Below are 25,969 nucleotides of genomic sequence, written 5' to 3'. Positions count from 1 at the left end.
CCGCCCCGACGTGACAGGGGTGGAGGTGTGATGGCCGAGAGCCCGGTTGCATTGATGACCCAGCTGCACGACGAGCACGCCGCCGCGCTGTGGGGCTACTGCCTGCGCCTGACGGGCAACGACCACGCGCGCGCGGAGGACGTCGTGCAGGAGACGCTGCTGCGCGCCTGGCGCAGCTTCCCGAGCCTGGATCCGGCGTCCGGCTCGGTCCGGGCCTGGCTGTTCAAGGTCGCCCGCAACATCGTGATCGACGAGTGGCGCACCAAGCGGTCGCAGAGCGAGCTCGCGGTCGCCGACGTACCCGAGGTGTCCGCGGACGCGGACCGCACCGACCAGCTGCTGCTCTCCTGGGTGGTCGCCGACGCGCTCACCCGGCTGTCGCCCGAGCACCGGGCCGTGCTGCTCGAGTGCTACTACCGCGGCCAGTCGGTGGCCGAGGCGTCCCGCAAGCTCGGCGTACCGGAAGGAACCGTGAAGTCCCGCACCCACTACGCGCTGCGCGCGCTCCGGCTGGCCCTCGAGGAGATGGGGGTCGTCGCATGAGCACGTGCGAGCTCGCCCACCTCGACGCCGCCTACGTGCTCGGCGCGCTCGCGCCCGAGGAGCGGCTCGCCTTCGAGCGGCACCTCGCGACCTGCCCGTCCTGCTCGGCCGCGGTCCGCGACCTGGCCGGCCTCCCCGGGCTGCTCGCGCAGGTCTCCCCGGAGGTGGTCGAGTCCCCTCGGGAGCCGGAGCCGGTGCCGGACACGCTGCTGCCCAGCCTGGTCCGGGAGGTACGCCGGTCGCAGCACCGCCGGCGCTGGGGCGTCGGCCTGGCCGCGGCCGCCGCGGTGGTCGCGCTGGGGGCCGGCACCGTCGCCGTCGTCGCGGCGACCGGTGACGACGGCCCGACCCCACAGGCGACCCCCACCGTCGCCGCGGCCCGGGAGATGACCCAGCTCGACCAGACGGCCGTGTGGGGCGAGGTGTCGCTGACCTCGGTGCTGTGGGGCACCCGGCTCGACCTGACCTGCAGCTACGACGAGCCGGCGAGCGCCTACCTGGAGGGCGAGCACACCTACGCGCTCGTGGTGCACACCCGGGACGGCGGCACCGAGCAGGTCGCGACGTGGAAGGGCCTGCCGGGCCGGACGATGCGCGTCACCGGGGCGACCGCCCTGACGACCGACCAGATCGCCTCGGTCGAGGTCCGGGACGCCGCGGGCCACCCGCTGCTCGAGCTCAGGAGCTGAACGCCGCGAGGAGCCGGTCCCGCACGGCGTCCATGCGCCAGACCGGTGCGTCCGGCGCGGGACGGATCCCCGGCTGCCAGCCCCAGCCGGCGATCCGGCGTACGACGGAGGGGTCCTGCGCGATCAGCGAGACCGGTACGTCGTGCCCCGGGTCGGGGCCGGTCACGTACGAGTGCGGCTGGTGGTCGCCCAGGACCAGCAGGACCAGGTCCGGGTCCGGGTGCTGCTCCAACCAGGAGACGAGCGTGCCCATCGTGTACTCGATCGACTGCCCGTAGAGGGTCCGCACGTCCGGGGAGCCGGGCTGCGTCGGCGCCCCGGTGAACACCGACCCGTCGCCCACGCGGTCCCAGGGCACCGGCAGCGGCGACGGCGCCCAGGGGTGGTGGCTGGAGACCAGGTCCAGCTCGGCGAACACGGGCCCCCGGTCGCGGGGGTCGAGCTCCAGCTGCTGGAACCGGTGCAGCGTGAACTGGTCGGGCATCGGCGCGTAGCCGAACTGCGGCCCCGCGTACCCCACGTTCCGGGAGTCGTAGAGCCGGTCGAAGCCGTAGAAGTCGCGGCCCTCGGGCCAGTCCCGGGTGTTCGCCGGCACGTCGAAGACCGTGCGCCAGCCGGCCCTCTCGAACGCCGAGGTGAGCGTCAGCCGGTCGGCGCCGACCAGCTGGTCGTAGCGGCGCTGGCTGTCCACCCACAGCCCGGACTGGAGCGTCGAGTGCGCGAGCCAGCTCGCGGCGCCGAACGTCGGCGAGGTGAGGAACGCGCTGCGGGCCCGGTAGCCGGCCGCCCGCAGCCGCCGGGTCCCGTCGTCGAGCACCGCGTCGACGCCGCCGAAGCCGGTGCCCTGCACGGCCACGCGGCCGTAGGACTCGACGAACACGACCAGCACGTCCTTGCCGCGCAGGCCCCGGAGGAGGTGTGCCCGGCCCGCGAACGGGTCCGCGGCGATCTCGCGGCCGAAGGTCCGCTGGTCCGCCAGGTCGGCGCGGACCTGCACGACCTCGTCGTAGGCCAGCACCGCGGCGTTGGTCGAGCCGACCTGCGCGACCGCGGCCAGCGCGACCACGGCGCCGAGCACCGTCGCCGCGCGGCGGTGCCCGGCCACGGCCCGGGTGGCGCGGACGGTGGCGAGGGGGATCGCCACGAGCACGGTGAGCACGAGGACGACCGCGGCGACCGCGGTGGCCCGGGCGGCGGCGACGCCGATCGAGTCGCCCAGCACGCCGACACCGGGACCCAGGTAGACCCAGTCGACGGTCGGGTCGAACGGGCGGTCCAGGATCCTCTCGAAGCCGACGTCGAGCGCCTTGACCACCACCAGGGCGCCGAGCACCACGCCCAGCCCCATCGCCGCCGCCCGCTGGGCGTGGCGCCACGGGAGCAGCGCGGCCGCGACCAGCGCCAGCACCTCGACCGGCAGTCGGACCAGGTCGCCGGGGCTGTCCGGCAGGACGAGGGCGACCCAGACCGTGCCCAGGGCGACCAGGGTGAGCCCGCCGCCGCGCGGGTACGGCGCGTCGGCGTACCGCGTCCGCCACAGCCACCACACGTCGCGGCCGAACGACTCGGCCAGCAGCGCGAGCGCGGCCAGCAGCAGCGCCTCGGTGAGCGCGTGCGGCAGCACGCCGGCGACCGCGACGGCGAGCACGACGCCCTGGACCGCGGCGACCACCTTGCGCCAGGGCCGCGGCGGCACCGGCCGCCGCAGCCAGGGCAGCACCCGCTCGGCCAGCCAGAGCAGGTAGCGGGCGGCGCCGATGAGCAGGACCCACCAGCCGTACGCCGGAGCGGCGTACGCGCTGAGCACGGCGATCAGGAACGCGTCGGTCTCCATGTCGAAGCGCGCGCCGAACGGGGACGCGGTGCCGGTGCGCCGGGCGACCCGGCCGTCGACCCAGTCCAGCGCGAGCGCCGCGACCAGGATCCAGAGCACCCGGCCGTCGGGCCCGAGCACGGCCACCGCGACCGCGAGCGCGGCGCGGACCCCGGTGACGACATCTGCGGGTCGCTGAACCAGGCGCACGCTGCCTCCGTGTGTGGGGTGTGACCAGTCGTACGGAGACGGCGCCGTCGGGGTTCACGGCAGCAGCCTTCTGGGTCCGCGCGCCCGGGCACGGGGAGATCCGCCCCGTCGCGGTTGCCGGGCCGGGCCCCGGCGAGGTCCTCGTGCGCACGCTGCACTCCGGCGTCAGCCGGGGCACCGAGACCCTGGTGTTCCGCGGCGGGGTCCCGCAGAGCCAGTGGGAGGAGATGCGGGCGCCGTTCCAGGACGGGTCGTTCCCCGGACCGGTGAAGTACGGCTACCTCAACGTGGGGGTCGTCGAGGCGGGCCCCGATCCGCTCGTGGGACGGACGGTGTTCTGCCTGCACCCGCACCAGACGGCGTACGTCGTCCCGGCGTCGTCGGTCGTCCCGGTGCCGGACGGCGTGCCGGCGCGGCGGGCGGTGCTCGCCGGCACGGTCGAGACCGCGCTCAACGCCGTCTGGGACCTCGCGCCGCTCGTCGGCGACCGGGTCACCGTGGTCGGGGCCGGGATGGTCGGGTGCAGCGTCGCCCGGCTGCTGGCCCGCATCCCCGAGGTGGAGGTCACCCTCGTCGACGTCGAGCCCGCGCGGGCCGGCGTCGCGGAGCAGCTGGGCGTCGCGTTCTCCATCCCCCGGGACGCGGACGGCCAGCGGGACGCCGTCGTGCACACCAGCGCGACGGCGTCCGGTCTCCAGCTCTCCCTCGAGCTGCTCGCGCCGGAGGGCACCGTGCTGGACCTGAGCTGGTACGGCGACCGGCGCGTGCACCTCTCGCTCGGCGGCGCGTTCCACTCCCGGCGGCTGCGGCTGCGGTCGAGCCAGGTCGGCGTGGTGGCCGGCCGCGCCCGCCGTACCCACGCCGACCGGCTCGCGATGGCGCTGCGGCTGCTGCGCGACCCGGCGTTCGACCTGCTGCTGACCGGGGAGTCGCCGTTCGCCGAGCTGCCCGAGGTGATGGCCCGGCTCGAGGCCGGCTCGCTGCCGGCGCTGTGCCACACGATCGCCTACCCGGAGGTGCCCTGAGTGTTCACGGTGTCGGTACGCGACCACATGATGGTCGCGCACAGCTTTCGCGGCGCGGTCTTCGGACCGGCGCAGCGGCTGCACGGGGCGACGTACGTCGTGGACGCGGCCTTCTCCGGGCCGGAGCTCGGCCCGGACGGGATCCTGCTCGACATCGGTGCGGCCACGGAGCTGCTGCACGAGGTGCTCGGCGAGCTGACCTACCGCAACCTCGACGAGGAGCCCGCGTTCGCGGGCGTCAACACCTCGACCGAGGTGCTGGCCAGGGCGGTCGCCGACCGGCTGGCCGGGCGGGCCGCCGGGCTCGGCCCCGCCACCCGGCTGGTGGTGACCCTGCACGAGTCGCACGTGGCGTGGGCGAGCTACGAGAGGCAGCTGTGATCCACCTGGTGCGCCCCGCGGACGTCGACGACCCGCAGCGGCCGTCGGGCGGCAACGTCTACGACCGCCGGGTCGCCGACGCGCTCGGGATGGTCGAGCACACCTCCGTGGCGACCGTGCCGGACGGTGCGGTCGCGCTCGTCGACGGGCTGCTCGCGTCACCGGCGCTGCTCCCGGAGTCGTCCCGGGTGCGGGTCGTCGTCCTGGTGCACATGCCGCGGTGGCAGTGGTGGGAGGGACCGGTCCTCCAGGCCGCCGCGGGCGTCGTCGCGACCAGCCGCTGGACGCGGGACCGGCTCGCCGCCTGCTACGGCCTCGACCGCGTCGTCGTCGCCGAGCCCGGCGTCGACCCGGCGCCGGTCAGCCCCGGGTCGGCCTCGGGGGCGTCGCTGTTGAGCGTCGGCGCGGTCACCGCGCTCAAGGGGTACGACGTGCTCGCGGCCGCGCTGCGCCGGATCGACGACCTCGCGTGGTCGTGCCGGGGCGTGGGGTCCACGGCGGTCGAGCCGGACTTCGCGGCGTCGCTGCCGGCGACCGTGCGCCTGACCGGTCCGCTGACCCGCGCGCAGCTCGACGCGACGTACGCCGAGGCCGACCTGCTGGTGCTGGCGTCGCGGGCCGAGGCGTACGGCATGGTCGTCACCGAGGCGCTCGCGCGCGGGGTGCCGGTCGTGGCGTCCGACGTCGGGGGCGTGCGTGAGGCGCTCGGCGACGGCGGCGTCCTGGTGCCGCCGGGCGACCCCGACGCGCTGGCGGCCGCGCTGCGGGAGTGGCTGACGTCCCCGTCGCACCGGTCGTCGCTGCGGGCGGCCGCGCGCGCCCGCCGTACCGAGCTCACCGGCTGGGACCGGACGGCGGCGCTCGTGGCGCAGGCGCTGGAGGCGGCCCGGTGAGGTGGCTGCGCGTGCTCGGCGGTGCCGCGGTCCTCGCCGTGGTCGTCTGGCGGGTCGGGCCGCAGCCGTTCGCCGACGCGATCCGCTCCGCCGGTCCGCTCGCGCTGGTGGCTGCCGTCGCGATCACCGCCGTCACGACGGTCGCGTGCGCGTGGCGGTGGCGGGCGCTGGCCCGCCGGCTCGGCACCGAGGTGCCGCTGCGCGAGGCGGTCGCGGCGTACTACCGCTCGCAGTTCCTCAACGCGACGCTGCCCGGCGGCGTCGTCGGGGACGTGCACCGCGCCGTGCGGCACGGTGCGGTGCCGGTGGTCGCGGACCGCGGGACCGGCCAGCTCGTGCAGGTCGTCGCCGCCGGCGCCGTCCTCCTCCTCGGGCCGGCCCCCGGGGCCTCGGCGCTCCTCGCGGCCGTCGTGGCCGTAGCCCTCGCGCGCTGGCCGGCCGTGGTCGCGACGTCGCTCGTCGCCGCGGCCGGGCACGTCGTGGTGTTCCTGGTGGCCGCCGACGCGGCCGGGACCTCGGCCTCGCTCGCGGACCTGCTGCCGCTGGCGCTGCTGGTGATGCTGGCGGCCGCGATCCCGCTCAACGTCGCGGGGTGGGGACCGCGGGAGGGCGTCGCCGCGTGGGCGTTCGCGGCGGCCGGGCTGGGCGCGGCCCAGGGCACCACGGTCGCGGTGCTGTACGGCGTGCTCGCGCTCGTCGCCACGCTGCCGGGTGCCGTCCTGCTGACGAGGGGAGCCGCCCGTGGCTGACCGCCCGTACACGCTGCTCAGCTGCGGCATGTCCATCGACGGCTACCTCGACAGCGCCGGCGACGAGCGGCTGATGCTGTCCAACGACGCCGACCTGGACCGGGTCGACGACGTCCGCGCGGGCTGCGACGCGATCCTGGTCGGCGCGACGACGGTCCGCAACGACAACCCGCGGCTGCTGGTCCGGTGCCCCGAGCGGCGCCTGGACCGGATCGCGCGCGGCCTCAAGCCGTCGCCGGTCAAGGTCACCGTCACCCGCGGGGCCCGGCTCGACCCGGCGTCCCGGTTCTTCACGACGGGGGAGTCGGAGAAGCTCGTCTACTGCCCGTCCGCGTCCTTCCGGGCCGCCCGGTCCCGGCTGGGCGCCTCGGCGACCGTCGTGGACGGCGGCGCGCGCGTCTCGATGTCCGCGGTCGCGGCCGACCTCGCCGAGCGCGGGGTACGCCGGCTGATGGTCGAGGGCGGCGGCTCGATCCACACCCAGTTCCTCGCCGAGGACGCCGCCGACGAGCTGCAGCTGGTCGTCGCCCCGTTCTTCGTCGGCGACTCGCGGGCCCGGCGCTTCGTCGGCGACGGTCCGTTCCCCATCGGCCCCGACCGCCCCGCCCGGCTCGCCGACGTGCAGCGCATCGGCGAGGTCGTCCTGCTGCGCTACGCGCTCTCCGAGCGCTTCGAGGAGTCCGCATGAACGCCACCATCCGCACCTGCATCACGCTGCCGGTCCGCCTGCACGGCTGGTCGGGCGTCGCCGACGTCGTGACGTTCAACGGGCTCGCCGACGGCGCGGAGCACCTCGCGATCCGGCTCGGCACGCCCGGCGCCGTACCCCTCGTCCGCGTGCACAGCGAGTGCCTGACCGGCGACGTGCTCGGCTCCGAGCGCTGCGACTGCGGCCCGCAGCTGCACGAGGCGGTGCGCCGGATCTCCGCCGCCGGCGGCTACCTGCTCTACCTGCGCCAGGAGGGCCGCGGGATCGGCCTCTACGCGAAGCTCGACGCCTACGCCCTCCAGGACGACGGCCTGGACACCTACGAGGCCAACCTCGCCCTCGGGTACGCCGCCGACGCCCGCGACTACACCGCCGCCGCGCAGATGCTCACCGCCCTCGGCGTCTCCCGGCTCTCGCTGCTCAGCAACAACCCGGACAAGGGCTCGCAGCTCTCCGCGCACGGCCTGTCCGTCGAGCTCGTCCCCACGGCCGTGCACCTGTCGCCCTCGAACGCCCGGTACCTCGCCGCCAAGGCGCGCGGCGGGCACACGCTGCTCAGTGACGCCGGATAGGGGGCGGCCCGACGTCACACCCTCAGCACCAGCGCAGCTTCGCCGTCGCGCGTGGTCACATCCCACCGCTGGTGCCCGTACCTTCTGGCCCGCAGGGGTTGCGACCGACGGTGACGGGATATGTGGTCACCGTCTGCTGGGGTTGCGGTGCTTGGTTGCGGTGGCGTGCCGGCTTGCGGTCCGCGGGGGTCGACCGTTGTGGTCACCGCCGAAGACGGCCTCCGAGCACGGTGATGGCCCCGCCGGCCGTGGTCGGCGGGGTCCTGGTCAGTTGATATGTCGCTGGCCGTGGGGGTCGGTCCACACGAACCCGGTGCCGGGTTCCCAGTGGTAGGTCCAGGGGGTGTGGGTCTTCAGGCGGTGGTGGCCGCGGCACAGGGGCGCGAGGTTCGAGGTGGCGGTGGGGCCAGCGGGCCAGGGGATGACGTGGTCGAGGTCGCAGTGCCGCGACGACCAGTGGCAGTGCGGGAACACGCACTCGGGGTGCCGCAGCCGGACCTGCTCGGCCAGCTGGTCGGTGGGCCGGTAGTCCTCAGTGGTGATCTCCTCGTTGAGGTCGATCACCGGGCGGACGGTGACCTTCGTGCCCGCGGCCTGGCACCACTCGCGCAGGTGGTCGGGGGTGATCACCGACCGGGTGTTGTCGACGTCGACCATGGTCTGGTCTGGTCGGGGCGGACGTGGGCGTAGATGACGATCCCTTGGTCGGGGTGGTCGGTGGCGCCGAGCATCCCGGCGGCGGCCGCACGCCGCACGTCCAAGGGCAGCGCGGGATCCAGGGTGGCGGCCTTGGCGGCGATCCGCTGGTCGAGGGCGACCGCGTCGGCGAGGTCGAGCATCCCGGTGACCGGGACCAGTCCGTCGTGGGTCATGTCGCGCAGGTGCACGTCGAAGCGCCGCTTCTCCGCGGCCTTGCGGCGGCGTTCCTCGGCGGCCTCGGGGTCGAACTCGGCCCGGGCCTGGTCGACCTGCCGGTCGATCTCGGCGAACGAGCACTTCCTGAGTACGAAGTACAGCGCACGGTCCACGAACGCCGCACCGTCGATGGGCAGGGAGCGGGTGGCCTGGGCGACCTTGCGGGCCTTCCACACCGGAACCACCCCGGCGGTGACCTTCGCCCAGATCCGCGGGAGCCGGTACTTCAGCTCCACCGCATCACCGAGATAGAGCCGGCCGGAGTCGGTGGACACCCCGATGGCGAGCGCGAACTCCGCGACCGCGCCCTCGTCGATGGTCGGTGCGCCGTCGCCGGCGATCTCCAGGTCCCGCATCCCCCACTCGATGCTGGTGTCGACCTGGTCACCGGGGTGCAGCTCCACCCACTCCACGGCGAGCTGGAGCTTGCGGATCGCGGCGATGTTCTCGATGGCTTGCTGCTCGCGGGCGGCGTCGATCACCTGCTGTTCGCGGGTGACCGGCGGGGTGTTCATGGGTCTACTCAAGCACTGGCCACCGACATCGCCTCTGGCGAGAATCCCCTGTGTCCACAGGGGTTCTGAGCATCGTGAGTTTCAGGGTCGTGTGCCTGAGACCGCGCTATGGCGCGGTCTCAGGCACACGACTCGAAAGCCGCGAACCGCGACCCGGGAGCCGGCCGCAACCACCCGCCCGCCGTCCCGCTTTGCTGCCATGGCGGTCGCAACCGGAGACCACCCGGAAGACGCAGGCAGTCGCTCGGCTTCCGGGGTCTCGACGAGCTCGACCAACGGTGTCTCGGCTTCCGGGGTCTCGACGAGCTCGACCAACGGTGTCTCGGCTTCCGGGGTCTCGACGAGCTCGACCACCGGTGTCCCGGCTTCCGGGGTCTCGACGAGCTCGACCAACGGAGCCGCGGCCAGCGAGCCGGCACCCGACCGCAACCGAAGGCAACCCGCAGCCCACCGGCAGTCACCCGGCTTCCGGGGTCTCGACGAGCTCGACCAGCGGAGGGCGCAGGCCGCAACCACCCGCCGTGCCGCCACGGCGACGGCCCACCTCACCGGCAGGATGGGCGCATGACCGACTACGGCCACGATCTCCAGTTCGGCACGTTCATCACGCCGGACGCCGGCCATGCGGAGCGGGCCGTCGAGCTCGCGCTGCTGACCGAGTCGGCGGGGCTGGAGTTGGCGACCTTCCAGGACCACCCGTACCAGCGGCGGTTCCTCGACGCCTGGGCCCTGGTGGCGACCGTGCTGGCCCGCACCACCACGTTGCGCGCGACGACCAACGTCAGCAACCTGCCCCTGCGCCCGCCGTACGTGCTCGCCACGACCGTCGCGAGCCTGGACGTGCTCAGCCGCGGCCGGGTCGAGCTGGGCATCGGCGCCGGCGCGTTCTGGGACGCGATCGTCCAGGCCGGCGGCCCCCGCCGTACGCCGGGCGAGGCCCGGCGGGCCCTCGACGAGGGCATCGCGACGATCCGGCGCACGTGGGAGCGCGGACCCGCGCCCGTGCACGACGTGGAGGTCTGGGTCGGGGCGGTCGGGCCGAAGATGCTGGCCCTGACCGGGCGGGTGGGGGACGGGTGGCTGCCCAGCCAGTCGTACGTCCCGCCGGAAGCGCTGGCGGAGAGCAACGCCCGGATCGACGAGGCGGCGGTCGCCGCCGGCCGCGACCCGGTCGCCGTGCGGCGCCTCTACAACGTCGAACCCTCCGGGGATCCCGCCTGGGCGGAGTGGCTCGCCGAGCTCACGCTCGAGCACGGCACCAGCACGTTCATCGTCACCGGCGACGACCCGGAGCTGATCCGGCGCTTCGGCGCGGAGGTCGCGCCCGCCGTCCGCGAGCTGGTCCGCGCCGCGCGGGAGGGCAACCCGGCGCCGCTGGCGGAGCGGCCGGCCGCCGCTCCCACCTCGACCGGCCGGCACCTGGTCGACGTGCACGACCACCTGCGCGCGGAGCTCGTCCAGGTCTTCGACCTCATCGGGCAGGTCGAGTCCGGCGCGCTCGACCCGGCCGCCGCGCGAGGGGCGATCAACCAGATGACGCTGCGCCAGAACGAGTGGACGCTGGGTGCCTACTGCCAGTCCTACTGCCGCCTCGTCGCCACCCACCACACCATCGAGGACAGCTCGGTCTTCCCGCACCTGCGCCGCAGCGACCCGACCCTCGGTCCGGTCCTGGACCGTCTGGAGCAGGAGCACCACGTCATCCACGGGGCGCTCGAGGCCGTCGACCGGGCGCTGGTCGCGGTCCTATCGGCGCCCGACGGGCTCGGCCGGCTGCGGACCGCCGTGGACGAGCTGGCGACCACGCTGACCGCGCACCTCGCCTACGAGGAGGAGCAGCTGGTCGGCCCGCTCGACCGGTACGGCTTCTACTAGGCCTGGACGCAGAACCCCCACGTCTGCGGGCGTGGTCAGGTCGTCGCACGAGGCCCGCCGCCACCTACGTCCGGGGTGGGGAGCGGCGGTGGCGCCAGGGGGGACTGACGCCACCGCCCGGGGGTCGGAGACCCCCGCCTCGGCCTGCCCCGCCGAGCACCGAAGCGCTGGTGAGCAGGCTGGAGACCAGGGCGAGCACCAGTGGGATCCGATCCAGCGCGCAGGACCACTTCGCACCCGGGCGTCCGCGTCCGTGGGATGCCAGGGGTCGACGTGCCGCGTCGCCCGCGCCGAGCGCGAGCACGAGTTGTTTCGACATGGTGTTCTCTCCCAGAGTCCGGCCCGCAGGCCAACCTTCGGAGAAACGACGCACACGTCGTCAGACCGCCACCCCAGCGCGGCATGCCGAGCGCATGCAGCGACTTCTCCCTCCCCAAGAACGTCGCCGTCCCCCATGCCACGGCTGTGATCTAGACCACGTCATACCACCTGGTCGGCGGTCCGAAACACCCCCTCCGGGGTTTCTTTGCCGGGGCTCGCCCACAGCCGGAACAGCAGGTAGGCGGACGCCGCGCCGAGCAGGTGCCAGGCGGCGTGGCCCTGCAGCAGCGAGTGCGGGTCGCACCAGCGCGACCTCGTGGCGTTCCAGATCGCGAAGGCGAGCAGGATCGTGCCGAGCGCCGCGGCGCCCCAGCGCAGGTCGGTGCCGTGGTCGCGGCGGTGCAGCCGCACCTCGGTCGCGATCGCGACGGCCAGCAGCACGGCGAACGCGACGTTGCCCGCCTGCTGCACGACCGGCACGCCGTCGCCGGCCAGCCCGACCAGCTCGCATGCGGCGACGAAGAGCAGGAACAGCTGCCAGAAGAAGGTCCGCCCCTGGCGCACCCACCGCATCAGCGCGTACGCCGCCGCGAACGACGCCACCAGGTACATGCTCAGCAGGTCGAACCGGCCGCCCAGCGACGACTGGGTGGCGTGCATCGCCGCGCTCGCCGGCCCGAGGAGCACCACCAGGCAGGCGTACGGCGTCGCCAGGCCGCCCAGCGGCCACCGGGTCGCCTGCGCCGCGATCGCCAGCCCGGCCGCGACGAAGCCGAGGTTCGAGAAGGTGTTCGCCGGCTGCTTCACCCACCCGTCCCGGGCGGCCTCGCAGAAGTGGGCACCGCGACCGACGTCCGGGCCCAGCCAGCCGGCGCCGACGGCCACGGCCAGCAGCCCGGTGGAGGCGAGGGCCACGAGCGTCGCCCAGGCGAGGGGTCGGTGCACGGACCTAGTGTGTCGCCGTGGACCTGCCGGTGGACCTCGACGCGCGCGGCGACCGTACCGGCGCGATCTACCGGGCGCTGCTCGACGCGATCCGCTCCGGCCGCCTCGGCGTCGGCGACCGGCTCCCGCCGACCCGCGCCCTCGCGCAGGACCTCGGCGTCGCGCGCAACACCGTCGCGACGGCGTACGAGCGACTGGTGGCCGAGGGCTTCCTCGAGGCCCGGGTCGGTGACGGGACGTACGTCGCCGGCCTCGCGGCCCCGGCACCCGCGCCGCGGCACCCGGGGGCGCTGGACCCCAGGCCGGGGTGGACGTTCCGCCCGCTCCCGGTGAGCGGCGAGAGCGCCCCGCCGCCGTACGACTTCCGGGCCGGTATCCCCGACGCCGGGCTGTTCCCGTTCGACACCTGGCGCCGGCTGGTGGCCGCCGAGCTCCGGGGCGGGGCGCACCATCCGGGCACGTACGCCGGGCCGGCCGGCCACCCCGAGCTGCGGGCCGCCATCGCCCGCTACCTGTCCCTCGGGCGCGGCGTGGCCGCGGATTCCGACGACGTGGTCGTCACGCACGGCACCCAGCAGGCGCTCGACCTGGTCGCCCGGGTGCTGCTCGAGCCCGGTGACGTGGTCGCGGTCGAGGACCCCGGCTACCCGTTCGCGCGCGAGCTGTTCGCGTCGTACGGCGCCCGCGTGGTGCCGGTCCGCGTGGACGGTGACGGGCTGGTGGTCGCGGAGGTCCCGGAGCGGGCCCGGCTGGTGTTCACGACGCCGTCGCACCAGTTCCCGCTGGGTCCGCCGCTCTCGCTCGCGCGCCGGCAGGCCCTGCTGGAGCTCGCCAACCGGGCGAGCGTCGCGATCGTCGAGGACGACTACGACAGCGAGTTCCGGTTCACCGAGCGGCCCCTGGAGACGCTGCACGCGCTGGACCGGCACGGCCGGGTGATCTACGTGGGGACGTTCTCGAAGTCGCTGATCCCGGCGCTGCGCTCCGGCTACCTGGTCGCCCCGCGCAGCCTGCGCGACGCGCTGCTCGGGGCCCGCCAGCTCGCCGACGGGTACGGCGCGCCCGCGGAGCAGGTCGCGCTGGCGCGCTTCGTCTCCGACGGCCTGCTCGGTCGGCACCTGCGGCGCGCGCACAAGGCGTACGCCGAGCGCCGTGCCCTGGTCCTCGAGGGGATCGAGCGGCTGCTGCCGCAGCTCGAGGTGGTGCCGTCCGCGGCCGGGCTGCACGTGACGGCGCTCTTCCGCGAGCCCACCGACGACGCGGCGGTCGTCGCGGCGACGGCCGGGGCCGGGGTGGCGGTCGAGGCGCTCTCGTCGTACGCCGCCGGCGCGCCGGTGTCCGGGCTGGTGTTCGGCTACGGTGCGGCCCGGACCGACGCGGTCACGCCGGGTCTGGAGCGGCTGGCGCGGCTGCTCGGGCGCGGGACAGCCACACCACCGCGGCGAGCCCGACGATGAGCTGCGGCAGCAGGTAGCGGCCGGTCAGCCCGAGCAGCGCCAGGGACGACACGAACGCGACGACGCTGCCGCGCCAGACCCAGGTCCCGCGGGGGAGCAGCCGGATCGCGGCGGCGGTGCCCACCAGGTACACGATCGCGAAGGCCCCGGTGACCAGCAGCATCGTCTTCTCGATCGCGATCCCGGACACCGCGATCGCGAGGAGGGTGCCCAGCGCCCCGGCGGTGACCACGACCAGGGAGCGTCGCGGCACCTGGCCGGCGCTCGAACCGTGCGCGAACCACGCCGGCAGCGAGCCGTCCCGGCCGAGCGCGCCGCCGAGCCGGGCGCTGCCGGCGAAGTAGGCGTTCATCGCACCCAGCGAGAGCAGCACAGCGACCACGGTGGTCACCGTGCGGGCCGGCTCGCCGAACCCGATCACGAGCAGGTCCGAGAGCGGCGCCTTGCCGGTGTGCGGGCCGAGCACCGCGACGGTGGCGAACGCGACGCCGAGGTACATCACGCCCATCACGACGAGCGCGATCACGGTCGCGCGGCCGATGTCGTGCGCCGGGTTGCGGTACTCCGACGACAGCGAGGTCACGACCTCCCACCCGGCGAACGCCCAGATGAGCAGGGCGGCGGCGGTGCCGATCGCGGCGTACCCGTGCGGGGCGAACGGGGTCAGGTTGGCGGTGGTCGCGTGGGGGAGCGAGACCAGCGTGGCGACGAGCAGCAGCAGCGCGAGCGTGCCGGCGATGACCAGCTGGACCCGGCCGGAGACGCGGATCCCGAACCAGTTCATGACCGCGACCACCCCGATCAGCGCGCCGGCGGTGAGCAGCTGCGTCTGCCGGCCGCCGCCCGCGCTGTCCGCGACGTACGCCCCGGCGAAGCCGGCCGCGGCCGGGGCGCCCAGCGGGATCGCGAAGTAGAAGCACCACCCGATCACCGTCGCGACCCGGGCGCCGAAGGCGCGCCGGGCGTACGTCGAGACGCCGCCGCCGTCGGGGTAGCGGGCGCCGAGGGCCGCGAAGGTGGTCGCGAGCGGCACGGAGAGCAGCACCAGCGCCAGCCAGGCGACCAGGGACGCCGGTCCGGCCTCGTGGGCGGCGAGTGCCGGCAGCGAGATCACGCCGGTGCCGAGCACCGCGCCGAGCGTGAGCGCCGCGCCCTGCGGGACCCCGAGGCCACCGGCGGCGACGGGGTCGTCGGCGGGGATGGTGTCGGGGGTGAGGGCGCGCGTCACGCGCACAATCTAGGGGGCCAGAGGTCCGGCCGCAGCGCCAATACCCGACAAGGCGTTCGGGCCAATCTCACTTCTTCCGGGGCGGCACCGCCGTCACCCGGACCGCGAAGCCCTCCTGGTCGTCGCGGGCCTTGCCCTGGCAGGACCACGAGGTGCGGTGCCAGCACGAGAACCGGGTCGAGCCGTTGACGAGCACGACCTTCGCCCACACGACCCGGCTCGCGCCGAAGCCGACCAGCGCGTGCCCCTTGCCCTTGCCGTTGAGGCGGATCGGGGTGCCGTTGAACCCGCGCTTGGTCTTCGACAGGACGTACGCCGACGGCTCGGTCTTGCCCGCGGGCCCGTCGACGACGACCCGCAGCCGCCAGCGCTTGTCCTTCATGCTCGCGGCCGGCCGGACGATCGCGTTGCGCGAGGACATGTGGCTGATCGTCGTGCGGGCGTGCTGGCGCGGCGCGTCGTGCGTCAGGGTCCAGCCGGCGAACGTCGGGGCGACCGGCCAGGCCTTCCCCTCGGGGTAGTAGTGGCCGGGGGCGGTGTTGGCGGCCGCGAACCCGCGGTACACCGAGCCGAAGCCGCCGTGCTTCTTCAGCACGCCCTTGACCGCGGTCGTCGAGTACTGGTGACCGGCGCCGCGGTAGGCGCCCGCCCGAGCCCAGATCTGCTTGACGACGCCGAGGCCGAACCGGTGGCTGAGGTACTCGAAGAACGTCCAGTTGCCGTACTGGTTGAAGCCCTGCCGGTTGAACAGGTCCAGCGCCTGCCCGGGCGCGCCGACCTGCCCGTAGGGGAGGTACTGCCGGTTGTCGTTGACGTCGTCGGCGACCCGCTCCTCCATCCAGGTGGCGGTGCTCTCCATCAGCCACGGGTCCTCGCCGTAGTCGTAGGCGAACTGCACCGCGTGGAAGAACTCGTGGGCGCCCGTCACCCGCAGGCTCTGCACCGGCGGGGCGCCGTACTGGGCCTCGGCGAAGTCGTTGTCGAGCACGCAGTAGCCCGAGGCCAGCCACTTCTGGCCCGGGGCCCGCCGCTCGGGGGTGCAGTAGCCGTAGATCCCGCGGGAGCCGAGCTCCTTCAGGTACACGTCGAACTTCGCGTTGCCGCCCCGGTGCCGGTCGCTGACCGGCTTGCGGTAGCCCATCTTGCGCACCTCGACGCGCCACACCTTGTTCATGAACGACAGGTTCTTCTTCACCCAGGCGGTGCTGGGCGGCGCGTCGGCCGTGGTCGGCACCCAGTGGATGCAGAGGTGGTTGCGGCACTTCTTCTTCGCGGGGACCGTGTAGCCGTCGCCCAGGCCGTCGGCGGCGCCGTCCGTGGGGCGGGCGAGGTAGCCCTGCGCCGTACGCCGGTCCGCGTCGTCGAGCCGCGGCAGCGCGGCGAACAGGTCACGCATCGCCAGCGACACCTCGGGCCGGCCGGTCCGCGCCGTGCGCGCGAGCGGCGCCGACAGGTCGAGCAGGCGCTGGACCGTCGCGAGCGCCTGCGCGGGGCTCGAGGGAGCGGACGGCTCGGGTGCTTCGCTCGCGGTGGCGGGCAGGAGACCGGAGAGGCCCAGGGCGGCGGTGAGGGCCACCACGACGAGCGGTCGACGCATCTTTCTCCTCGAGAACGAAAGGCGGGTTCGGCTCTTCGAGCCTGCCCGGCGGGTGGGTGCGCCCAAACCAGGCGGTGGGATCAGCTCCCGCCGGAGATCTTCTCGATCAAGGCGGTGGTGGAGATGGCGGGCGTCCGGGGCAGGTAGACGACCTCGCAGATGTCCTCGAACTCGTCGAACCGGCCGGCCCAGTCGTCGCCCATCACGAGCACGTCCGCGCCGTACTGCACGATGTAGTCCCGCTTGAGCTCGAGGCTCTCCTCGACGAACACCTCGTCGACCGGCTTGAGCGCGGCGACGATCGCGAGCCGCTCGGCCTGGCTGAACACCGGCTCGCGGCCCTTCTTGCGCAGGTTGAGCTCGTCGGCGGAGACGCCCACGACGAGGCGGTCGCCCAGGGCGGCGGCGCGCTCGATCACCCGCAGGTGCCCGACGTGGAAGACGTCGAACGTGCCGAAGGTGATGACCGTGCGTGGCATGCGGCGCATTCTGGCATGTGGGGCAGTGCGCGAGGATGGCGGGCAATGAGCACTATCGCCATGATCACCCCCAACCCCGCCGCCGACGCCGTACGCCGCCAGGGCCTGCGCCGGATGCGCACGCTCGCCGTGTCGCTGCTGCTGTTCGCCGCCCTCGTCTACGTGGCCACGCTGGACCAGGACGGGTTCCTCGGCTTCGTCAACGCGGGCGCCGAGGCCTCGATGGTCGGTGCGATCGCCGACTGGTTCGCGGTCACCGCGCTGTTCAAGCACCCGCTCGGGCTGCCGATCCCGCACACCGCGCTGATCCCGAAGCGCAAGGACGAGCTGGGGCGCGGCCTGGAGGAGTTCGTGGGGGAGAACTTCCTGCAGGAGGGGATCATCCGCGACCGGGTGGCCGCGGCGACGGTCACGCTGCGGCTGGGCCGCTGGCTCGCGGACCCCGAGCACGCGCGGCGGGCCGTCGACGAGGTCGCCGACGTCCTCGCGATCGGGCTGCACCGGGTGCAGGACTCCCACATCGAGGAGCTGTTCCGCGACGCGCTGGTCCCGCGGTTCCGCGAGGAGCCGATCGCGCCGCTGCTCGGGTCGCTGCTCGAGGAGACGATCCGCGACGACCTCCACCACGGCCTGGTCGACCTCGGTCTCGACGAGCTGCACCGCTGGCTGGTGGCGAACCCGGACACCGTCGCGGAGGTGCTCGGCGAGCGCGCCCCCTGGTGGGCGCCCACCCGGCTCAACGAGGCCGTGACCTCGCGCCTGCACCGCGAGCTGGTCCGCTGGGTGGCGGACATCCGCGACGACCCGCGCCACCACGTCCGCGAGGCGCTGGACTCGATGCTCGACCAGCTCGCCCACGACCTCCAGCACGACCCCGCCGCCCAGGAGCGCACCGAGCGGCTCAAGGAGCGCCTGCTCGACCACCCCCAGGTGCTCGCCTCGACGGTCTCGCTGTGGAACGCGCTGCGTCGTTCGCTGCTCTCCTCGCTGCGCGACCCCGCGGGCGCCGTCCGCACCCGGCTGCTGGCCGAGGTCTCCTCGTTCTCGGCCCGGTTGCTGTCGGACGACGTCTTCCGGGCCCGCCTCGACGCGCTCGCCGCCGACGCCGCGGTGTTCGCCGTCGAGCGCTACGGCGCCGAGGTCACCACCGTCATCACGCACACCATCGAGCGCTGGGACGGCAAGGAGGCCGCCCGCCGGATCGAGCTGCACGTCGGCCGCGACCTGCAGTTCATCCGCATCAACGGCACCATCGTCGGCGGGCTCGTGGGCGTGCTGATCCACGCGGTGTCGGTCGTCCTCGGCTGAGGTGCGACGCCGTTGGTCGAGCTTGTCGAGACCCAAGAAGTCGAGTAACTGCCGGCGGCCTGCGGGTTGTCAGGGTTGCGACCGACGGGGCAGCGAAGCGGGACGGCGGGTGGGTGGTTGCGGCCGGCTCTCGGCTTGCGGTCCGCCACTTTCGGGTCGTGTGCCTGACAACGCGCTATGGCGCGGTCTCAGGCACACGACCCGAGAGCCGCGCCGCGGCCCCGTCCGCGTGCCACGATGGCGCCCGTGTGGGACGGCGCGCGCAACCTCATGGACCTCGGCGGCCTGCCGGTCCGCGGCGGCGGGACGACGGCGCAGGGGCGGGTCTGGCGGTCGGCGGCGCCGGAGTCGATCACCGGACCCGGCTGGGCCGCGGCCCGCGCCGCGGGGCTGACGACCGTGGTGGATCTCCGCAACGACGTCGAGCGCGCGGACGTGCGGGACGTCGACGGCGTCCGGATCGTGCACGCACCGACCGAGGACCCGGACGACCCGGACTTCCTCGCGGAGTGCGGGCCCTGGCTCGACCACCCGCGCTCCTGGGCGCCGAACCTCGCCCGGTACCCGGAGAAGTTCGCGGCCGTGTTCACCGCGATCGCCGACGCGGAGGGCGGCGTGCTCGTCCACTGCGCGGGCGGGCGGGACCGCACCGGCCTGGTCGCCTCGATGCTGCTCGGGTTGGCCGGCGTCGAGGACGAGGCGGTCGCGGACCACTACGAGCAGGGGTTCCGCGGCGCCGCGGACCACCGCGGCCACGGCCTCGGCTACGACCCCGTCAGCGGGGAGTGGGTGGCGGCGCCGGACGAGGCGTGGGAGCCGGACGCGCTGGACGCCGCGCTCGCCGACCGGCGGCCCGTGCTCCTCGGGTGGCTGCGCGACACCGACGTCGCCGCGTATCTGGGCGACGCGGGGGTCGACGCACCCCGCCTCGCTCGGCTGCGCGGGCTCGTGCTGGGACAATGACCCCATGGCCGAGCCGTACGACGTCCCGATCCGCGACGAGTCCATCCGGCTCGGGCAGTTCCTGAAGCTGGCGAACCTCGTCGAGTCCGGCTCGGAGGCGAAGCCCCTGATCGCCGCCGGGAGGGTGCGCGTCAACGACGAGGTCGAGACCCGGCGCGGTCGTCAGCTGGTGCAGGGCGACGTGGTCCAGGTGGCCGGGCACGCCGCCCGGGTCGCCGCGGAGGGCGCCGACGACGGCCTGCCCTGGTGACCGGCGGCTCAGCGCACGTCGAGCAGGTCCACCACGAAGATCAACGTCTCGCCCGGCTTGATCACGCCGCCGGCGCCGCGGTCGCCGTACCCCAGGTGCGGCGGGATCACGAGCTGGCGGCGGCCGCCGACCTTCATGCCCTGGACGCCCTGGTCCCAGCCGGAGATGACCTGGCCGACGCCGAGCCGGAAGTTCAGCGGCTCGCCGCGGTTGTACGACGCGTCGAACTCCTCGCCGGTCGAGTGGGCGACGCCGACGTAGTGGACCGAGACCGTGGCGCCGGGCGTGGCCTCGGCCCCGGAGCCCTCGGTGATCTCGGTGATCTCGAGGTCGGCGGGCGGGTCGAAGTCGGGGAAGTCGATCTCGGGCTTGTCCATCGCTCCAGCCTACGGCGTGGTCCGGTGGGGCGAGTTCCCGGATCCTTCCGGTCGCGAGTCGTCGCGTTCGGTGCGCGGGGCCTGGAGCGGCCTGACATCATGCCCAGGTGACCTCCGCACGCGCACCCTGGCGCCGGCTCGACCTCGGGCTCGCTGTCGGGGCGGCCGTGCTCGCCCTCCTCGTCCTGCTCTCGATGACGACCGAGGTCCAGCTGATCGCGGTCTTCGCCTCGGGCGCGGTCGTCGCGAGCCTGATGACCACGCCGCGCCGCACGGCATACCTCGCGATCGCCGCGGTGCTGCTCGGCCTGCTCGCCCACCAGTGGCACGACGACACCAGCACCGTCGACTGGCTGGCCCGCGTGCTGCTGTGCGGTCTGCTCGGCCTGGTCGCCATCCAGGGTGCCGCGCTCCGGGAGCGCCGCGAGGGGCGCCTGGAGCGGATGACGGTGATCGCCGAGACTGCCCAGCGCGCCGTGCTGCGCTCGATCCCGACCGCGATCGGGTCGGTCGGCCTCTCCGCCCGCTACGTCTCGGCGACGGCGGAGGCGCTCGTCGGCGGGGACCTCTACGAGGTCGCGGCCACGCCGTACGGCGTGCGCGTGATCGTCGGTGACGTCCGCGGCAAGGGCCTCGAGGCCGTGCAGACGGCGGCGTCGGTGCTCGGCGCCTTCCGGGCCGCGGCGTTCACGGAGCCCGACCTCGCGGCCCTGTCCCGCACCATCGACGAGACGCTGCAGCGGCTCGTGGCCGACGAGGAGTTCGTGACCGCGATCGTCGGCGAGTTCCACGGCGACAAGGTCACGCTCGCCAACTGCGGCCACCACCCGCCTCTGCTGGTCCACGACGAGCAGGTCACCGAGGTCGACACCGGCGAGCCGACGGTGCCGCTCGGCATGGGCTCGGACCCCGGCCTGACCGAGCACTCCTGGCCGACCGGCGCCCGGATGCTCTTCTACACCGACGGCCTGGTCGAGGCGCGGGACAAGACGGGGGAGTTCTTCCCGCTGGACGTCTACGCCGCCGAGATCGGCGAGGGCAGCGTCGAGGAGGCGCTGGACCGCCTCGTGGAGCACCTGCTGTCGTACGCCGGCAACCGGATGAACGACGACCTCGCGCTCGTGCTCGCCGAGAGCGAGAGCCAGTAGCGCTCAGGTCTGGTGCAGGTAGCTGTCGAGCTGGTCGCGCTCGAACTCCAGCTGGTCGATCTTGTGCTTGACCACGTCGCCGATGCTGATGATGCCGGTCAGCCGGCCCTCGTGGACGACGGGCACGTGCCGGATCCGCCGCTCGGTCATGGTCTTCATCAGCTCGTCGAGGGGCGTGTCCTCGTCGCACGTCTGCACGACCTCGGTCATGATCGCGCCCACCGTGTTGTTGATGACGGTGCCGTCGCTGTGCAGGTGGCGCACGACGTCGCGCTCGCTCACGATGCCGGCGACGGTCGTGCCGTCCGAGCTCACGATGAGCGCGCCGACGTTGTGCTCGGACAGCCGCGCGAGGAGCTCCCGCACGCCGGCCTCCGGACCGATCGTGACCACCTCACGACTGGGCTTGGCCTTCAGAACGTCGCCGATCCGCATGACCCGAAGGTAGCCGCCCGCAGTGGCGGCCGTCACCCCTCTGTCCGCGGGTCAGTCGCGCCGGTGGTCGCGCAGGTCCGAGACCGAACCGGGGCCGGTACGGCGCACGTCCGGGTCGTCCTCGTCGTCGGGCAGCGTGCCGAGGAACGACAGCGCGGCCTCGTGGAGGTGGCCGTTGCTGGCCAGCGCGTTGCCGCCGAACGGGCCGTCGGTGCCGTCCAGCGACGTGAACCGGCCGCCGGCCTCGCGGACGATCACGTCGAGGGCGGCCATGTCGTACACCTCGAGCTCGGGCTCGGCCGCGATGTCGACGGCGCCCTCGGCGAGCAGCATGTAGGACCAGAAGTCGCCGTACGCCCGGGTGCGCCAGCAGCGCCGCATCAGCGCGAGGAAGTCGTCGAGCCGGTCCCGCTCGTCCCAGCCGGACAGCGAGGCGTAGGACAGCGAGGCGTCCTCGAGCCGGCGGACGTCGGACACCTGGCAGCGCGTCGCCTTGAGCAGCGACCGGCCGGTCCACGCACCGCTCCCGGTGGAGGCCCACCAGCGCCGCTGGAGGAGGGGAGCGGACACCACGCCGAGGACGACCTCGTCGTCGACGACCAGCGAGATCAGCGTCGCCCAGACCGGCACGCCGCGGACGAAGTTCTTGGTGCCGTCGATCGGGTCGATCACCCAGCGGCGCTGGCTGTGCCCGGTGGAGCCCTGCTCCTCGCCGGTCACCGCGTCGCGGGACCGCACCCGTGAGAGCGTGCGGCGGATCGACTCCTCGACGGCCTGGTCCGCGTCGGTGACCGGCGTGAGGTCGGGCTTGCTCATCACGTGCAGGTCGAGCGCCCGGAACCGGCTCTCGGTGATCGAGTCGGCGTCGTCGGCGAGCACGTGCGCCAGGCGCAGGTCGTCCGTGTAGTCCGTGGCCACGTCGCCACCCTAGTGAACCCGCCGGCCCCGTGGGCCGTAGGCCAGGGCATGGAGATCAACGGACTTCCGCTCCACCCGCTCGTCGTGCACGCGGCCGTGGTGCTCGGCCCGCTCGCGGCGCTGGCCGCGATCCTCTACGCGGTGCTGCCGGGCTGGCGCGACGGGCTCCGCTGGCCGATGGTCGTCCTCGTGCTGGTGGCGACGGCGGCGATCTGGACGGCGTACTACACCGGCATCAACTTCCGCGGCACCAAGGACTTCTTCAACCAGCCCCCGGTCGCGGCGAAGATCGACCAGCACGCCCGCTACGCCAACATCCTGCGCTGGGTGACGACCGGCCTCGCGGTCGTGGCGGTGGCCGCCGCGTGGCTGCACGCCCGGGTGGGCACGATCCGCATCGTGCTGAGCTCGGCCCTGGTGGTCGCGGGAACCGTCACCCTCGCGTACGTCGTGCTGACGGGGGAGGCCGGCGCGCGGTCGGTCTGGGGGTCTTAGTAGGCCGGCTCGCTCCGCGCGGCCAGCAGCCGGCGGAACGACTCGACCCGCACCGGGTCGGCCTCGCCCTTCCGGACCGCCTCGTCGAGGCCGCACTCGGGCTCGTCGTCGCCGTGGGTGCACCCGCGCGGGCAGTCCTCGGTCATCTCGTCGAGGTCGGGGAACGCCTCGATCAGGCGCTCGGGCTGCACGTGGGCGAGCCCGAAGGACCGGATCCCGGGCGTGTCCACGATCCACGCGTCGAGCTCGGGGATCTCCAGCAGGTACGCCGAGGTGGAGGTGTGCCGGCCGCGCCCGGTCACGGCGTTGACGACGCCGACGTCGCGCCCGGCGTCCGGGATCAGCGCGTTGACCAGCGTCGACTTGCCGACGCCGCTGGAGCCGAGCAGCACGCTGGTGCGACCGCGCAGCCGCTCGCGCAGCTCGGTCAGGTCGCCGCCCTTGCGGGTGATCACCCACGGCACGCCGAGCGACCGGTAGGTCGTCAGCAGCGTCTCCGGGTCGGCGAGGTCGGACTTGGTCAGGCACAGCAACGGCTGCATGCCGGCGTCGTACGCCGCCACGAGCGCGCGGTCGATCAGCCGCGGCTGGGGCTCCGGGTCCGCGAGCGCGGTGACGACGACGAGCTGGTCGGCGTTCGCGACGATCACCCGCTCGACCGGGTCGTCGTCGTCGGCGGTCCGTCGCAGCGTCGTGCTGCGCTCGACGACCTCGACGATCCGTGCGAGGGCGCCGTCGGCGCCGGAGGTGTCGCCGACGACCCGGACGCGGTCGCCGACGACCACGCCCTTGCGGCCCAGCGGCCGGGCCTTCATCGCCAGCACGGTCCGGTCGTCGACCAGCAGCGTGAACCGCCCCCGGTCGACGGTGACGACCACGCCGTCCTCCGCGTCGTCGTAGGTGGGCCGCTCCTTGGTGCGCGGGCGCGTACGCCGACGGGGACGGTCGTAGTGCTCGACGTCCTGGTCGGAGTACCGCCCGGTCACCGCGCTCAGCCCTCGGGAGTGATCAGCCCGGACCAGAAGTCCGCGAAGTCCGGGAACGTCTTGCCGGTGGTCGCGATGTCCTCCACCAGCACGTCCTCGACCGCGGCGCCGACGATCACGCCGGCGTGCGCCATCCGGTGGTCGGCGTAGGTGTGGAACACGCCGCCGTGCAGGGGAGCGGGCTCGATGTCGAGCCCGTCGGCATGCTCGGTCACCTTCGCCCCGAGGCCGCCGAGCTCCCTCGCCAGCGCGGCCAGCCGGTCGGTCTCGTGGCCGCGGATGTGCCCGACGCCGCGCAGGTGCGACGGCGCCTCCGCCAGCGCGCAGAGCGCCGCGACGGCCGGGGTCAGCTCGCCGACGTCGTGCAGGTCCACGTCGATCCCGAGCAGCGTGCCGCTGCCGGTGACCTGCAGGCCCTCGTCCACGAACGCCACCTCGCACCCCATCGCGGTGAGGATGTCGCGCAGCGCGTCGCCGGCCTGGGTCGTCTGCCGCGGCCAGTCGCGGACGGTGATGCTGCCCCCGGACACCGCGGCGAGCGCGAGGAACGGCGCGGCGTTCGACAGGTCCGGCTCGATCAGGTGATCCACCGGGCGGACCGGTCCCGGGGCGACGCGCCACCGGTTCGCGTCGCCACTCGACGACGGGGCGTCCACGTCGACGCCGTGCTCGCGCAGCATCGCGACGGTCATGTCGATGTGCGGCAGCGACGGCACGGGCTTGCCGTCGTGGCGCACGTCGACGCCCTCGTCGTACCGAGCGCCGGCCAGCAGCAGCGCGGAGATGAACTGGGACGACGCCGACGCGTCGACGACGACGGTCCCGCCACGCACCGAGCCGGTCCCGTGCACCGCGAACGGCAGGGACTCCCCGGGTACGTCGACGCCGAGGGCGCGGAGCGCGCCGAGGATCTCGCCGACCGGCCGCTGCCGCATGTGCTCGTCGCCGTCGAAGGACACCGTGCCGGTCGACAGCCCGGCGATCGGGGGCACGAACCGCATCACGGTCCCCGCCAGGCCGCAGTCGACCTGGGCGTCCGCGGTGAACGGGCCGGGGGTGACCCGCCAGTCCTCGCCCGAGGTGTCGACGGCGCTGCCGAGCGAGGTCAGCGCCGCGGCCATGAGCGTGGTGTCCCGCGACCGCAGCGCCCTCCGGACGACCGACGGCCCGTCCGCGATCGCGGCCAGCACCAGCGCGCGGTTGGTGAGCGACTTGCTGCCCGGCAGCGAGACGACCGCGTCGACGGGGTGGCGGGCGCGCGGGGTTGGCCAGGGCTCGGTCACGGGCGGCAGCCTACCGAGGGGTCACGGGTGCACCTTCGCCTTGATCAGCTTCGCCTCCCGCTTGGCGTCCTTGGCGGCGTGCCGGGCGCGCCAGGCGACGCCGGGCCGGCCCTCGGTGTCGCCGGCCGCGATGATCAGGCCGCCGACCAGGGCCACGTTCTTGAAGAAGTGCAGGCGCTGCTGGGTGCGCGTCGCGTCGTCGTCGGCCTCCCAGAACCGGTGACCGGCGGCGGTGGTCGGGATCAGCGACCCGGCCAGGACCGCCGCCGAGAGCCGCGGCATCCGGCCGGTCGCGAGCGCGAGACCCGCGCCGATCTGCACGCCGGCGTTCAGCTTCACCAGCGTCTCCGGGTCCTCCGGGAGCGGGATCCCCGCCTTCCGGGCCAGCGGCACCAGCCGCGAGGTGACCGGGTCGGCCTTCTCGGCCGGTCCCGACGTGTTCTTCAGCGCGGCGGCGGCACCGACGACGAAGATCGACGCGAGCATCGGGCGGGCGATCATTCTGCTGACGGTCATGCCCTCCTGTGTACCCCGCGGCTCCCGACGCCAGTCATGCCCGGTCGGGTCCGGTCCTGCCCGGCCGGCTCAGGGGACGGGGATCGTCGCCCCCACGGACGGCAGCTGCTGGCCGACCACCGAGCCGCCCGCGGTGGCGCCCACGCCGCCCGGGCCGATGGAGACGTCGACGTCGAGCTGCACCAGCGGCGACTGCGGCGGAGCGGACGGCGGCGTCGACGGCGCGGGAGGCGGCGTCGAGGGGGGCGGCTGCTGGCTGGGTTGCTGCGACGGCTGCTGGGTGAGCTGCTGGGTCGGCTGCGGGGACTGGGACGGCGCCGCGGCGTCCGTCGGTGCCGAGGTCGGTGCCGCGGTGCCCGGCGCGCCGGCGGCCG

Annotated in this window: 28 protein-coding genes; 15 read left to right on the top strand and 13 right to left on the bottom strand. The window is 74.3% G+C overall.

Translation table 11 applies throughout. The features are described 5' to 3' along the window. The first annotated feature begins 30 nt into the window (after nucleotides 1-30). Entirely contained in the window at nucleotides 31-543 is a 513-nt protein-coding gene (locus tag ABD086_RS03000; protein ID WP_343905508.1) for a sigma-70 family RNA polymerase sigma factor, read from the top strand. Beyond that, entirely contained in the window at nucleotides 540-1,232 is a 693-nt protein-coding gene (locus ABD086_RS02995) for an anti-sigma factor family protein (RefSeq protein WP_343905506.1), read from the top strand. The genes ABD086_RS03000 and ABD086_RS02995 overlap by 4 nt, the downstream gene beginning before the upstream one ends. Here ABD086_RS02995 and ABD086_RS02990 read toward each other — a convergent pair. Further along, the gene (locus ABD086_RS02990) at nucleotides 1,222-3,255 is read right to left on the bottom strand and encodes a CDP-alcohol phosphatidyltransferase family protein (protein WP_343905505.1); all 2,034 of its coding nucleotides are present in this window, start codon (nucleotides 3,253-3,255) and stop codon (nucleotides 1,222-1,224) included. The two genes, ABD086_RS02995 and ABD086_RS02990, sit on opposite strands and share 11 nt — an antisense overlap. Before the next feature lie 20 nt (nucleotides 3,256-3,275). Between ABD086_RS02990 and ABD086_RS02985 the strand changes: the two genes are divergently transcribed. From ABD086_RS02985 to ABD086_RS02960, 6 genes are read left to right on the top strand one after another with little or no spacing between them, the layout of a single operon-like run. After that, on the top strand, nucleotides 3,276-4,280 hold the full coding sequence (locus ABD086_RS02985) for a zinc-dependent alcohol dehydrogenase (protein ID WP_343905504.1): 1,005 nt from the start codon (nucleotides 3,276-3,278) through the stop codon (nucleotides 4,278-4,280). Further along, nucleotides 4,281-4,661: a 6-pyruvoyl trahydropterin synthase family protein gene (locus ABD086_RS02980; protein ID WP_343905503.1), complete on the top strand. Its 381-nt coding sequence runs from the start codon at nucleotides 4,281-4,283 to the stop codon at nucleotides 4,659-4,661. Further along, nucleotides 4,658-5,554 (top strand): glycosyltransferase family 4 protein, encoded by an 897-nt coding sequence (locus ABD086_RS02975; protein WP_343905502.1) that lies wholly within the window; start codon nucleotides 4,658-4,660, stop codon nucleotides 5,552-5,554. Before ABD086_RS02980 ends, ABD086_RS02975 begins: the two co-directional genes overlap by 4 nt. After that, complete coding sequence (locus ABD086_RS02970) at nucleotides 5,551-6,303, top strand: lysylphosphatidylglycerol synthase transmembrane domain-containing protein (protein ID WP_343905500.1); 753 nt, start codon at nucleotides 5,551-5,553, stop codon at nucleotides 6,301-6,303. The genes ABD086_RS02975 and ABD086_RS02970 overlap by 4 nt, the downstream gene beginning before the upstream one ends. Further along, nucleotides 6,296-6,991, top strand: a complete 696-nt coding sequence (locus ABD086_RS02965) for a RibD family protein (protein ID WP_343905498.1) — start codon at nucleotides 6,296-6,298, stop codon at nucleotides 6,989-6,991. Before ABD086_RS02970 ends, ABD086_RS02965 begins: the two co-directional genes overlap by 8 nt. Beyond that, the gene (locus ABD086_RS02960) at nucleotides 6,988-7,584 is read left to right on the top strand and encodes a GTP cyclohydrolase II (RefSeq protein ID WP_343905496.1); all 597 of its coding nucleotides are present in this window, start codon (nucleotides 6,988-6,990) and stop codon (nucleotides 7,582-7,584) included. Before ABD086_RS02965 ends, ABD086_RS02960 begins: the two co-directional genes overlap by 4 nt. A 267-nt stretch (nucleotides 7,585-7,851) precedes the next feature. Here the strand turns inward: ABD086_RS02960 and ABD086_RS02955 are convergent, their stop codons facing one another. Further along, nucleotides 7,852-8,241: an HNH endonuclease signature motif containing protein gene (locus ABD086_RS02955; protein ID WP_343905495.1), complete on the bottom strand. Its 390-nt coding sequence runs from the start codon at nucleotides 8,239-8,241 to the stop codon at nucleotides 7,852-7,854. Beyond that, nucleotides 8,211-9,014 (bottom strand): DUF222 domain-containing protein, encoded by an 804-nt coding sequence (locus ABD086_RS02950; protein ID WP_343905494.1) that lies wholly within the window; start codon nucleotides 9,012-9,014, stop codon nucleotides 8,211-8,213. The genes ABD086_RS02955 and ABD086_RS02950 overlap by 31 nt, the downstream gene beginning before the upstream one ends. Before the next feature lie 564 nt (nucleotides 9,015-9,578). Between ABD086_RS02950 and ABD086_RS02945 the strand changes: the two genes are divergently transcribed. Further along, nucleotides 9,579-10,889, top strand: a complete 1,311-nt coding sequence (locus tag ABD086_RS02945) for an LLM class flavin-dependent oxidoreductase (protein ID WP_343905492.1) — start codon at nucleotides 9,579-9,581, stop codon at nucleotides 10,887-10,889. Between the two features lie 480 nt (nucleotides 10,890-11,369). On the opposite strand, the gene ABD086_RS02940 is transcribed toward ABD086_RS02945, so the two are convergent. After that, the gene (locus ABD086_RS02940) at nucleotides 11,370-12,155 is read right to left on the bottom strand and encodes a ceramidase domain-containing protein (RefSeq protein WP_343905490.1); all 786 of its coding nucleotides are present in this window, start codon (nucleotides 12,153-12,155) and stop codon (nucleotides 11,370-11,372) included. Between the two features lie 17 nt (nucleotides 12,156-12,172). On the opposite strand from ABD086_RS02940, the gene pdxR reads away from it, so the two are divergent. Continuing rightward, nucleotides 12,173-13,612, top strand: a complete 1,440-nt coding sequence (pdxR, locus tag ABD086_RS02935) for a MocR-like pyridoxine biosynthesis transcription factor PdxR (RefSeq protein ID WP_343905488.1) — start codon at nucleotides 12,173-12,175, stop codon at nucleotides 13,610-13,612. Here pdxR and ABD086_RS02930 read toward each other — a convergent pair. The 3 genes from ABD086_RS02930 to ABD086_RS02920 form a co-directional block, all read right to left on the bottom strand. Beyond that, on the bottom strand, nucleotides 13,536-14,840 hold the full coding sequence (locus ABD086_RS02930; RefSeq protein ID WP_343905486.1) for an APC family permease: 1,305 nt from the start codon (nucleotides 14,838-14,840) through the stop codon (nucleotides 13,536-13,538). The two genes, pdxR and ABD086_RS02930, sit on opposite strands and share 77 nt — an antisense overlap. A 67-nt stretch (nucleotides 14,841-14,907) precedes the next feature. Then, the gene (locus tag ABD086_RS02925) at nucleotides 14,908-16,437 is read right to left on the bottom strand and encodes an MXAN_6640 family putative metalloprotease (RefSeq protein ID WP_343905484.1); all 1,530 of its coding nucleotides are present in this window, start codon (nucleotides 16,435-16,437) and stop codon (nucleotides 14,908-14,910) included. An 80-nt stretch (nucleotides 16,438-16,517) separates the two neighbouring features. Beyond that, complete coding sequence (locus ABD086_RS02920; protein ID WP_343905482.1) at nucleotides 16,518-16,916, bottom strand: FAD synthase family protein; 399 nt, start codon at nucleotides 16,914-16,916, stop codon at nucleotides 16,518-16,520. 45 nt (nucleotides 16,917-16,961) lie between these two features. Here ABD086_RS02920 and ABD086_RS02915 point away from each other — a divergent pair, with 45 nt between their 5' ends. From ABD086_RS02915 to ABD086_RS02905, 3 genes are all read left to right on the top strand, one after another. Then, nucleotides 16,962-18,224 carry a DUF445 domain-containing protein gene (locus tag ABD086_RS02915; RefSeq protein ID WP_343905480.1) on the top strand — a complete coding sequence of 421 codons (1,263 nt, stop codon included), beginning with the start codon at nucleotides 16,962-16,964 and terminating at the stop codon, nucleotides 18,222-18,224. A gap of 246 nt (nucleotides 18,225-18,470) precedes the next feature. Further along, nucleotides 18,471-19,187 carry a tyrosine-protein phosphatase gene (locus ABD086_RS02910; RefSeq protein ID WP_343905478.1) on the top strand — a complete coding sequence of 239 codons (717 nt, stop codon included), beginning with the start codon at nucleotides 18,471-18,473 and terminating at the stop codon, nucleotides 19,185-19,187. Nucleotides 19,188-19,191: 4 nt separating this feature from the next. Next, nucleotides 19,192-19,437, top strand: a complete 246-nt coding sequence (locus tag ABD086_RS02905) for an RNA-binding S4 domain-containing protein (RefSeq protein ID WP_343905476.1) — start codon at nucleotides 19,192-19,194, stop codon at nucleotides 19,435-19,437. An 8-nt stretch (nucleotides 19,438-19,445) separates the two neighbouring features. Here ABD086_RS02905 and ABD086_RS02900 read toward each other — a convergent pair whose 3' ends face one another. Then, entirely contained in the window at nucleotides 19,446-19,814 is a 369-nt protein-coding gene (locus ABD086_RS02900; protein ID WP_343905474.1) for an FKBP-type peptidyl-prolyl cis-trans isomerase, read from the bottom strand. A 107-nt stretch (nucleotides 19,815-19,921) separates the two neighbouring features. Here ABD086_RS02900 and ABD086_RS02895 point away from each other — a divergent pair, with 107 nt between their 5' ends. Next, nucleotides 19,922-20,962, top strand: coding sequence for a PP2C family protein-serine/threonine phosphatase (locus ABD086_RS02895; protein WP_343905472.1), 1,041 nt, complete (start codon nucleotides 19,922-19,924; stop codon nucleotides 20,960-20,962). A gap of 3 nt (nucleotides 20,963-20,965) precedes the next feature. Here ABD086_RS02895 and ABD086_RS02890 read toward each other — a convergent pair whose 3' ends face one another. Both ABD086_RS02890 and hisN read right to left on the bottom strand, forming a co-directional pair. Continuing rightward, on the bottom strand, nucleotides 20,966-21,397 hold the full coding sequence (locus tag ABD086_RS02890) for a CBS domain-containing protein (RefSeq protein WP_343905471.1): 432 nt from the start codon (nucleotides 21,395-21,397) through the stop codon (nucleotides 20,966-20,968). A gap of 51 nt (nucleotides 21,398-21,448) precedes the next feature. Then, nucleotides 21,449-22,315: a histidinol-phosphatase gene (gene hisN / locus ABD086_RS02885; protein WP_343905469.1), complete on the bottom strand. Its 867-nt coding sequence runs from the start codon at nucleotides 22,313-22,315 to the stop codon at nucleotides 21,449-21,451. Nucleotides 22,316-22,363: 48 nt separating this feature from the next. On the opposite strand from hisN, the gene ABD086_RS02880 reads away from it, so the two are divergent. Then, nucleotides 22,364-22,810, top strand: coding sequence for a DUF2231 domain-containing protein (locus tag ABD086_RS02880; protein ID WP_343905467.1), 447 nt, complete (start codon nucleotides 22,364-22,366; stop codon nucleotides 22,808-22,810). Here the strand turns inward: ABD086_RS02880 and rsgA are convergent. From rsgA to ABD086_RS02865, 3 genes are read right to left on the bottom strand one after another with little or no spacing between them, the layout of a single operon-like run. Continuing rightward, nucleotides 22,807-23,805 (bottom strand): ribosome small subunit-dependent GTPase A, encoded by a 999-nt coding sequence (gene rsgA / locus ABD086_RS02875; protein WP_425571547.1) that lies wholly within the window; start codon nucleotides 23,803-23,805, stop codon nucleotides 22,807-22,809. The two genes, ABD086_RS02880 and rsgA, sit on opposite strands and share 4 nt — an antisense overlap. Next, nucleotides 23,802-25,079 (bottom strand): 3-phosphoshikimate 1-carboxyvinyltransferase, encoded by a 1,278-nt coding sequence (aroA, locus tag ABD086_RS02870; RefSeq protein ID WP_343905465.1) that lies wholly within the window; start codon nucleotides 25,077-25,079, stop codon nucleotides 23,802-23,804. The genes rsgA and aroA overlap by 4 nt, the downstream gene beginning before the upstream one ends. Nucleotides 25,080-25,100: 21 nt before the next feature. Continuing rightward, nucleotides 25,101-25,595, bottom strand: coding sequence for a DoxX family protein (locus ABD086_RS02865; protein WP_343905464.1), 495 nt, complete (start codon nucleotides 25,593-25,595; stop codon nucleotides 25,101-25,103). Nucleotides 25,596-25,969 lie beyond the last annotated feature (374 nt).

Origin of the sequence: Nocardioides aquiterrae (genome assembly GCF_039526625.1) — a bacterium.
Classification (GTDB): Bacteria; Actinomycetota; Actinomycetes; order Propionibacteriales; family Nocardioidaceae; genus Nocardioides; species Nocardioides aquiterrae.
The sequence above is the reverse complement of the archived record's forward strand: the minus strand, read 5'-3'. Positions and strand labels throughout refer to the sequence as shown.